The sequence below is a fragment of the Bacteroides rodentium JCM 16496 genome (genome assembly GCF_000614125.1).
GTDB lineage: Bacteria > Bacteroidota > Bacteroidia > Bacteroidales > Bacteroidaceae > Bacteroides > Bacteroides rodentium.
The window spans coordinates 1-10,029 of record NZ_BAKJ01000075.1 but is presented as its reverse complement, the minus strand read 5'-3'; the positions used below and the strand labels follow the sequence as shown (position 1 = coordinate 10,029).

Here is a 10,029-nt window from a genome sequence, read left to right as displayed (position 1 = left end):
TAAAAACACAGTAGAAACTTATGAGCTTTATCATTAAAGACCTTAGCTATATCCATGCGGATAAGGAAATCTTGTTTTCACACCTCCATTTGAGTATCAACTCCGGAGATAAAATAGCCCTGACCGGAAATAACGGTTGCGGCAAGTCTACCCTCATGCGCATTTTGGCAGGAGACTTGTCACCAAGTTCGGGAACGGTGCTACGCCCCGAACATCTGTACTACGTGCCCCAGCACTTCGGACAATACGACGGGCAGACGATAGCACAAGCTTTGGGAATCAGCCACAAGCTGTCCGCCCTGCATGCCATCCTGAGCGGTGACGCTGCCGAAGCACATTTCAATACGCTCAACGATGACTGGACCGTGGAAGAACGCGCCCAAGCCGCCCTCGACTGTTGGGGACTGGGTGGCATCCCGCTTTCCCGCCCGATGGAAGGACTAAGCGGCGGCGAAAAGACCCGCATCTTCCTGGCAGGCATGGAGCTGCACAACCCGACAGCCATCCTGCTGGACGAACCGACCAACCATCTGGACGCGGACGGACGGGAACGTCTGTATAACCTGATACGCCGCACATCAGCCACCGTACTCGTCATCAGCCACGACCGCACGCTGCTGAATCTGCTGCCTGCCATCTGCGAACTCTCCTCCCAGGGGTTGACGTATTACAGCGGAAACTACGACTTCTACAAAGAACAAAAGACCCTGCAACAAAACGCCCTCACCCAACAACTGGAAGAGAAGCAGAAAGCCCTGCGCCTTGCCCGCAAAGTGGCACGCGAAGTAGAAGAGCGCAAAGCCAAACAGAATGTACGGGGAGAAAAAGCCTCCATCAAAAAAGGGATTCCCCGCATCCTGATGGGAGGACTGAAAAACAATGCGGAAAACAGCAGTAGCAGACTCAGCAGCATACATGCGGAGAAAGCGGAAAAGCTGCAGACGGAAATGGCAGGCATCAAAAGTTCACTGTCGCAGACGGACAAGCTGAAAACAGACTTCAACGCCTCCCATCTGCATACGGGCAAGATTCTGATTACGGCAAGGGACGTCAACTTCCATTATCCCGACCATACAGCCTCCCCCGCAGAAACGCCCCACACGGAGACGGCTGTAAAGAACCTCTGGGCTTCTCCCCTCACCTTCCAGCTAAGAAGCGGCGACCGCCTCAGCCTGAAAGGGAAAAACGGCAGTGGAAAAACAACCCTGCTGAAACTCATCATGGGCGAACTGCACCCCACCGACGGAGTGATGGAGCGTGCCGGCTTCACCTCCGTCTATCTGGACCAGGAATACTCCCTCGTCCGCAATGAGCGCAGCGTACTCCAACAAGCAGAAGCCTTCAACCACCGCCACCTGCCGGAACATGAAGTGAAAACCATCCTCAACCGTTACCTCTTTCCCCGCGACGTGTGGAACAAACCGTGCGGCAAACTGAGTGGCGGCGAAAAGATGCGCCTCTCCTTCTGCTGCCTGATGATTGCCGACAATACCCCGGATATGTTCATTCTGGACGAACCCACCAACAATCTGGACATCGAGAGCATAGAAATAATAACGGCAACGATACGCGACTACGCCGGCACCGTAATTGCCATCAGCCACGACCGGGAGTTTCTGAAAGACACCGGCATCGAACGGGAGATACTTTTGGAATGAATCAGTAATTTAGGTAACAACAACCGTAATTTGTATACTGCCATTCTCATAAAACCTCCCTATTTTTGCAGCACGTAATCATTTACTAACTAACGAACAACGAATATGAGCAAAAAAGTATTAATCCTCTCCTCCAGTCCCCGCAGGAATGGAAACTCCGACCTCTTGTGCAACGAATTCATGCGCGGTGCCGCAGAAGCCGGGCATCAAGTAGAAAAGATTTTCCTGAACGACAAGCCTTCCATGCACGAAGCCTACGAGATGGGAAAAAAAGTATAAATAACGAATACTAACCGCTATACCATACATTTATGCTACGTACCATCAGACTGACCCTTGCCGTCATCTTCTTCGCACTCATCACGCTGTTGTTCCTCGACTTCACGGGAACACTGCATGCCTGGTTCGGATGGATGGCGAAGATACAATTCCTACCGGCCGTGCTGGCACTGAACATCGGTGTAGTACTGTTTCTTGCAGTGCTGACCTTGGTATTCGGACGCATCTACTGCTCCGTCATCTGCGTTGGGAGTATTCCAAGACATTGTTTCCTGGCTCTCCGCCAAACGGAAGAAGAACCGTTTCTGCTACTCGCCCGCATTGAAATGGCTACGCTACGGCGTGCTGGGAGTATTCGTACTTGCCATTATCGGCGGACTGAACTCTTTGGTCGTGCTGCTGGCCCCTTACAGCTCATACGGGCGCATCGTTTCCAGCCTTTTCTCCCCGCTCTACCAGTGGGCAAACAACGGACTGGCCTACCTGGCCGAACGTGCTGACAGCTATGCCTTCTATGAAACGGATGTATGGATGAAGAGCCTCCCTACCTGCTGATTGCCACGGTCACTCTGGTAGTCCTCATCGTGCTGGCATGGCGGGGCGGACGTACCTATTGCAACACCATCTGTCCGGTAGGTACAGTGCTTGGCTTCCTCTCGAAGTATTCCTTGCTGAAACCGGTGATTGACACAAAGAAGTGCAACAGTTGCGGACTTTGTGCCCGCAACTGCAAGGCATCGTGCATCAACATCAAGGCACACGAAATAGATTACAGCCGTTGCGTGGCATGTATGGACTGCATCAACAAGTGCAAGAAAGGTGCCATCACCTACACACGCCGCAAGCCGGCCTCCGCTACAGTCTCCCAGGAAACCTCCGTGGCGCCGGAGCAGGTAAACGACGCCCGCCGCGCATTTCTCTCTACAACCGCCGTGTTTGCTGCTACGGCAGCCCTCAAGGCGCAAGAGAAGAAAGTGGACGGTGGACTGGCTGTCATCGAGGATAAGAAAATCCCCGAGCGCGCCACCCCTATCACTCCTCCGGGCTCACTGAGCGCCCGCCACTTTGCACAACACTGCACAGCCTGCCAGCTCTGCGTATCGGTATGCCCCAACCAAGTGCTCCGTCCTTCTTCGGACTTGACAAAACTGATGCAGCCGGAAATGTCCTACGAACGCGGTTACTGCCGTCCCGAATGCGCCAAGTGTGCGGAGGTGTGTCCTACCGATGCCATCCATCTGACGAGCCTCGCCGAGAAATCGGCCGTCCAAATCGGTCATGCCGTATGGATTAAGGAGAATTGCATCTGCATCACAGACAAGATGGAATGCGGGAACTGTGCCCGCCATTGTCCGACCGGTGCCATACAGATGGTGCCTTCAGACCCGGAAGACGAAGCCTCCATCAAGATACCGGTAGTCAACGCCGAACGCTGCATCGGATGCGGAGCATGCGAGAACCTTTGTCCGTCGCGTCCGTTCAGTGCCATTTATGTGGAAGGCCATGTGATGCACAGAACTGTCTGAAGCAGCTTTATCACCCAAATATCCATTTATAATTTCAGTCCTATCACAATGAAAGAAGACAATAAGAACAAGATAAACCGCCGCGATTTCTTCAAACTCGCCGGTGCAGGAACGCTTGCCTCGGCAGCAGCCCTATACGGCTGTTCGGGCAACAAGAACAACGGGGAGAGCGAATCGGCCGCACTGGGCGAGATACCAACCGACAAGATGACCTACCGTACCAATCCCAACACGGGCGACCGGGTTTCCCTGCTGGGATACGGATGTATGCGATGGCCCACCCGCAAACGCGCCGACGGGAATGGAGACGAAATAGACCAGGAAGCCGTGAACGACCTGATAGACTATGCCATTGCCCACGGAGTGAACTATTTCGATACCTCCCCCGCCTATGTGCAAGGTCTGTCGGAGCGCGCCACGGGCATTGCCTTGAAACGCCACCCACGGGAGAAATTTTTCCTTGCCACAAAGCTGTCCAACTTCAGTCCCAGCACGCACAGCCGCGAAGAGTCCCTTGCCATGTATCACCGCTCCTTCCGCGACCTGCAAGTGGACTACATCGACTACCTCCTGCTGCACGGCATCGGCATGGGCGGCATGGAAGCCCTCCGCTCCCGCTATCTGGACAACGGCATGCTGGACTTCCTGCTGAAAGAGCGCGAAGCCGGACGTATCCGCAACCTCGGATTCTCCTATCATGGAGACATCGAAGTCTTCGACTACCTGCTCTCCCGCCACGACGAACTGAAATGGGACTTCGTACAAATCCAGCTGAACTATGTGGACTGGCGGCATGCCAAAGAAGTGAATACCCGCAACACGGATGCCGAATACCTATATGCCGAGCTGGTGAAGCGCAACATTCCCGCCGTCATCATGGAGCCGCTGCTGGGCGGACGCTATCCCGCCTGAACGACCACTTGATGGCACGTCTGAAACAACGCCGCCCGCAAGAGAGCGTGGCTTCCTGGGCCTTCCGATTTGCAGGTACTTTCCCCGATGTGCTGACCGTACTGAGCGGAATGACGTACATGGAGCACCTGCAAGACAACCTGCGCACCTTCTCACCGCTTGTTCCATGTACGGAAGAGGAGTTTACCCTGCTGGAAGATACCGCCCAGCGAATGCTGCAATACCCCACCGTGCCGTGCAACGACTGCAAATACTGCATGCCGTGCCCCTATGGGCTGGATATTCCAGCCATCCTGCTGCACTACAACCGCTGCATCAACGAGGGCAACGTGCCGCAGAGCAGCCAGGACGAGAATTACCGCGAGGCACGCCGCGCCTTCCTGATAGGCTATGACCGCAGTGTTCCCCGCCTGCGCCAAGCCAACCGTTGCACCGGATGCGGCCAATGCAACCCGCACTGTCCGCAAGGCATCGACATCCCGATGAAACTGCAGGAGATAGACCGATTCGTGGAAGCGCTGAAGCAGGAAACCTTTTAACGGACTTATCTTCAACCCCGGTTGTCCATTTTAAGGATTACCAATCATATACAGATTCTTCTTTTTGTAAAGCTTTACAAAAAGAACCATAGATAAATGATGAATAAAAAGATTTTAACCGCAATTTTAATAAGTATCTCCCTTCCGGGTAGTATGCTGTCCGCACCCGCCGACAGCCTCCGGCTAAAAAGTTACAAGCTTGATGAAGTCGTAGTGACCGGGACGAGAAATGAAACAGACATCCGCCACCTGCCAATGACCATCTCCGTAGTGGGCCGCCGGCAACTGGAGCAAACCTACCAGCCTCCATCCTGCCTGCACTGACCGAGCAGGTGCCCGGACTTTTCACCACAAGCCGCGGCATCATGGGCTACGGTGTATCCACGGGAGCCGCAGGAGGCATGAGCCTGCGCGGCATAGGCGCCGGAGTAAACGCAGCCGGAGGACCTACAACCAGCCTGCTGGTGCTGATAGACGGACACCCGCAATACATGGCTTAATGGGGCACCCCATCGCCGATGCCTATCAGAGCATGATGACCGAACGGGTGGAAGTGCTGCGCGGTCCCGCCTCTGTCCTCTACGGGTCTAATGCAATGGGCGGGGTTATCAACATCGTCACCCGCAAGATGCAGGAGGACGGGGTGAAAACCAATGCGCAGATAGGATACGGTTCCTACAACACCCTGCAGACGGAAGTCTCCAACTGCGTGAGGAAAGGGCGTTTCAGCAGCGTGGTGACCGGCTCGTACAACCGTACCGACGGACACCGTGACGACATGGAGTTTGAGCAGTATGGCGGCTATGCCAAACTGGGATACGACTTCAGCGACACCTGGAAGCTGTGGGGCGACGTGAACCTCACCCGTTTCAACGCCTCCAATCCCGGCGAAGCCGACAATCCGTATATAGACAACGACTCGCGCATCACACGCGGCATGACCTCCTTCGCACTGGAAAATCGTTACGACCGCACTTCCGGCGCCGTGAGCTTCTTCTACAACTGGAGCCGGCACAAGATTAACGACGGCTACCACCCCGGAGGAGAGCCCCAGAAGTCGCACTTCAACTCCAAAGACCGGATGCTGGGCATATCGTGGTATCAAAGCGCCACGCTCTTCACCGGCAACCGCCTGACCGTAGGTTTCGATTACCAGCACTTCGGCGGAGAGTCCTGGAACAAGGTTGTCGCCATCGACGAGGCAAAACCCGGACAGCAGATTGGCGACCGTATCCCCGGCGTGGACAAGCAGATGGATGAATTTGCAGGCTATGTGGATTTCAGGCAGGACATCAACAGCTGGCTTTCACTGGACGCCGGTATCCGCATAGACCACCATTCGCACGTAGGCACGGAATGGATTCCGTAACCCCACCATCCGGGAGATGTACATGTTCCCTCCACAGAACCCCGATTTGAAAGCGGAGAGCCTGATGAACTATGAACTCTCCTTTACGGGGCAGCTTTTGGAAGGGGGCATGTCCTATGGGGTGAACCTCTACTACATCAATGGGGACAACATCATCATGACGGACCCTGCCCTGCGCAAGAACGTCAATTCCGGAGAGATAGAGAACTGGGGCGTGGAAACCAACCTCTGCTACCGCATCAACCGCCACTGGCAGATAAACGCCAACTACAGCTGGCTGCACATGGAGAATCCGGTACTGGCTGCTCCCGAGCACAAACTTTATGCCGGTGCGGACTTTACGCAAGGACGCTGGAGTCTCTCTACCGGCATACAATACGTAAAAGGGCTCCATACCTCGGTCACCCCAAGCAAGGAGAAGCAGGAAAGCTTCGTACTCTGGAACCTGCGTGCCAACTACCGTCTGTGCAGTTTTGCCGACGTCTTTGTCAAAGGTGAAAACCTGCTGGCACAACACTATGAAATCAATGCAGGCTTCCCCATGCCGAAAGCCACGGTGATGGGAGGTGTAAATATCAACTTTTAATACTGCCGTGAAGGGGTATATTCCGCCCGATAGATGCGGTCGAAGAACGGCGTCCACTCATTGTCCGTGATGCCAATCTGCAGACCGTAGAAGTGTGTACCGGCTTCCCGACAGCGGCGAATCTCCTCCATAGAGGCAGGTGAAGAGTGAGGAATCTTGAAGTCGCTGACCCAAAGCACATCGGCATTCATATACTCCTTCCCCGCTTTGAGCAGGCGGAACGTGGCTTCCAGCATGCGGGTGGCCTCTGTATCCCCGCAAGCTGTCTTTGAGAAGAATTCGAGCAGCCTTGCCCGTTCTTTCCTTACGTCAATCGGATGGATGGAGACGGAAAAAGCTATCAGAAAGCAGTTCCGCTGTTGACGGTCGGCTATCTCCAGGAGCTTTATCAGCAGGGAGTGGGCAATCTTCTCCGGCTTGCCAGCCATGCTTCCCGAGGTATCCAGACAGACAATCATCGGACCTTTGGGACGGGCGGGCTTGGTTTCGATGCGCCGGGCAGGCTGCATGATTTCCGATTTATAGCGGAAGGTCTGGAGCTTGCGGGTGAGGTATTTGTAGACGAACAAATCTTCCAGTTCGCTGTCCGCTGAATGGGCAAGCTCAATGGGAAGCAGGGCATTGAGGTCGTTGCCGGTGCTGATGCCCAGGATATCACATTTGGAGGAGTGCTCCATTTTGTAAACGTTTCCCTCGGCAACACGGATTTGCTCACGTCCTTCGTCGTCTGCCATACGCCCCATCTTGCGGGCCACTTTCACTATCTCGGGGCAAGAGCGCTGGATGCGCACGATTTTCCGTATACGTTCAAAATCGACGGTATTCCACAGGCCGCTCATCATGCCCCAGGTCTGGAAGAATTCGTCCTTATCCACCCGGTTCTGGCGGATGTACTCGGGGATGTCTTTCAGATTGGAACGGAGCCTGCGCTCGAGGGTATCTTTGCGGAAAGCGATCTCTTTCTCTTTTTCTTCGTGCATCTTCAGTTGGAAGGCTTCTTCCCAGTCGTCCACCATTTTCTCCCAGACTTCATCGTCCGCATATCCTCCTTCGGTGCCGAAGTGGCTGCGATAGAAGCGAGAGTCGAAGCCGTACTCCCGGTATTTGTCGGAAATCTGCTGGAGCAAGGCTTGCCAGCCATCTTTCCGTTTTGCCATGGACCATTCCAGCACGAGCTTCATTTCGTTCCGCTCCGACTGGCTTTTCCGGAGGTTGTACCTCTCCTTCTCCAAATTCAAGTGGATAAACTGAATCATGGTGTCGTAAAAGATACGGGCACAAATCTCATCACTTAGCACCTGCACCTTGACCATGGAGTCGTTCATCACGGAGAGCAGGTAGGCGTACAAGGGTTCGGTATCCGTCTCCGCACACTCTCCGGTGGCTACAAAACGGTCCAGTGCCTGCACGTAGAAGGCGGTGTCATATCGGGTGGCGGCGGTGTTCATCTTCTTCTTCTTGGTTACTGGAGGGTTATTCGTCTCCGTATCTCAGTTTGCGCATGTCCACACGCGCCCAGGCTATCTCCTTGCGGACGATGGAGACGTATTGCGCTACGCTCTTTTTATCTTCTTCGGAGACGAAAAGGTTATCGGACAAGTCTCTCACCAGGCGGTCTATGCTGGTGGCGGCGGTGTCCAGCTCTGTCTCATAGTCACGGTCGGTGATGGAGAGGTTTCCCAGCCAAAGCTGTTGCTCATCGCCCCGTTGCAGGCGTCGCATGGGGAAGCGCACACCGTTGATGTAGAGATGCTTGTCGTCGCGGTAGAGGGTGACGCGCTCGGTGCCTTCCTCTTTCATGGCACTGGTGTCGGCAAAGGCGCGGATAATGGTACGCTTGGGATTGAGGGGGTCGGCATACATTACGCCCAAGGTGGGGGCATCTTTGGCACTGTACTCCTTCAGATTTTTGTAGTCCACAATAAAGATGTAGGTGTTGCCCGTACCATGTTTCTCCACCTGGTAGTAGAAGTGGTCCGCTATCATCAGGTCATCGTCCCTACGGTCGCCGGCAAGGCGGGCTTTGTCGAGGGCTTCGCGCACACGGCTGACTTTCAAATCGGATTTCAGCGAGGAAGCGATACCGGCAATCTGTTTGGTGTGGGACACGAATAAGGCACGGATAACGATGTCACGGATGGCAACGCTCTCATCAGGCTCACTCCATAGGCAGTGGTAGGCGGGAAGCAGGTCGGTCATGGAGACTTCCGTGCGGCCGTGGACGAAGGCAGAGGTCTTGAGCAGCTTCACGATGTTTTTCCAGCGGCGGTCGCTGACGTAGACATTGCGGCGCAGGTCGGAGTCTTGCATCTCTACGCTTGTCAGTCCGTGGCGAATGGCCGTGATGCAGGAAAGAACATCGAGAGGCAAGGTTACGCGGCGTATCTCTGCTTGCCATTCGGCATACTCGCGGTCGGAGATTTGCCATTCGCAGGCAGTCATTTCCGGATGGTTGGCAGAATCGTCCAGCAGCATTTTGTAGAAAGACTCTTCCTGCTTGATGCAGGTGCAGAGAATGCGGATGAGGATGCGGTCCCATAGGGCTTCCAGTCCCTCGCCTTGGGCGGGCAGTTCGTTGCTGGCAGCTACGAGCAGTTTGAGGGGGAGATGCAGTTCCTTGTCGCCGTTGCGGAAAAGTTTCTCGTTGATGACGGTCAGCAGAGTGTTCTGTATGGCAGGGCCTGCTTTCCATATTTCGTCCAGAAACACGACATCGGCTGTGGGCAGATAACCGTCGATAGCACGTTCGTACTTATCGGATTCTTTCAGCCGGCTGATGCTGACGGGGCCGAATATCTCGTCGGGCGTAGAGAAGCGGGACATCAGGTATTCGAAGGCACGGGCATCTGTAAAAGCTGATTTCAGCCGACGCGCCACCATTGACTTAGCTACTCCCGGAGGTCCCAGGAGCAGGATGCTCTCGCCTGCCAGAGCTGCCAGCAGGGAAAGGTTTATTTCGGTTTCTTTTTCGTATACTCCCCGGTTCATTTCAGAAAGGAGGAGGCGGATGCGTTGGGCTATTTCCACAATATGATTTATTTGTAGTCAGTACTCATGTATAGAGAAAAGTGTGTAAAGATACAAAATAGCAGGGAAATCAGAGAATTTCTTATAAAGATTCACTATCTTTGGAAAACAAATCCACACACAGATGAAGAGT

At 54.3% G+C, this 10,029-nt stretch carries 3 protein-coding genes and 4 pseudogenes; 5 read left to right on the top strand and 2 right to left on the bottom strand.

The window, feature by feature from the left end; genetic code table 11:
- Positions 1 to 20: 20 nt before the first annotated feature.
- The 5 genes and pseudogenes from JCM16496_RS19705 to JCM16496_RS19685 all read left to right on the top strand — a co-directional run bounded on the left by JCM16496_RS19705 (position 21) and on the right by JCM16496_RS19685 (position 6,869).
- Positions 21 to 1,658 carry an ABC-F family ATP-binding cassette domain-containing protein gene (locus JCM16496_RS19705; RefSeq protein WP_025836272.1) on the top strand — a complete coding sequence of 546 codons (1,638 nt, stop codon included), beginning with the start codon at positions 21 to 23 and terminating at the stop codon, positions 1,656 to 1,658.
- Between the two features lie 105 nt (positions 1,659 to 1,763).
- A pseudogene (locus JCM16496_RS22390) lies at positions 1,764 to 1,895 on the top strand (flavodoxin family protein); the annotation flags it as partial.
- 74 nt (positions 1,896 to 1,969) lie between these two features.
- Positions 1,970 to 3,463 (top strand): annotated as a pseudogene (locus JCM16496_RS19695) (4Fe-4S binding protein).
- Positions 3,464 to 3,511: 48 nt separating this feature from the next.
- A pseudogene (locus JCM16496_RS19690) lies at positions 3,512 to 4,914 on the top strand (aldo/keto reductase).
- Between the two features lie 99 nt (positions 4,915 to 5,013).
- Positions 5,014 to 6,869 (top strand): annotated as a pseudogene (locus tag JCM16496_RS19685) (TonB-dependent receptor).
- On the opposite strand, the gene JCM16496_RS19680 reads toward JCM16496_RS19685, so the two are convergent.
- Together JCM16496_RS19680 and JCM16496_RS19675 are read right to left on the bottom strand one after the other, a co-directional pair.
- Complete coding sequence (locus JCM16496_RS19680; RefSeq protein WP_025836271.1) at positions 6,866 to 8,317, bottom strand: vWA domain-containing protein; 1,452 nt, start codon at positions 8,315 to 8,317, stop codon at positions 6,866 to 6,868. The pseudogene JCM16496_RS19685 and the gene JCM16496_RS19680 overlap by 4 nt on opposite strands.
- 25 nt (positions 8,318 to 8,342) lie before the next feature.
- Complete coding sequence (locus tag JCM16496_RS19675; RefSeq protein ID WP_025836270.1) at positions 8,343 to 9,896, bottom strand: AAA family ATPase; 1,554 nt, start codon at positions 9,894 to 9,896, stop codon at positions 8,343 to 8,345.
- Positions 9,897 to 10,029: the final 133 nt, after the last annotated feature.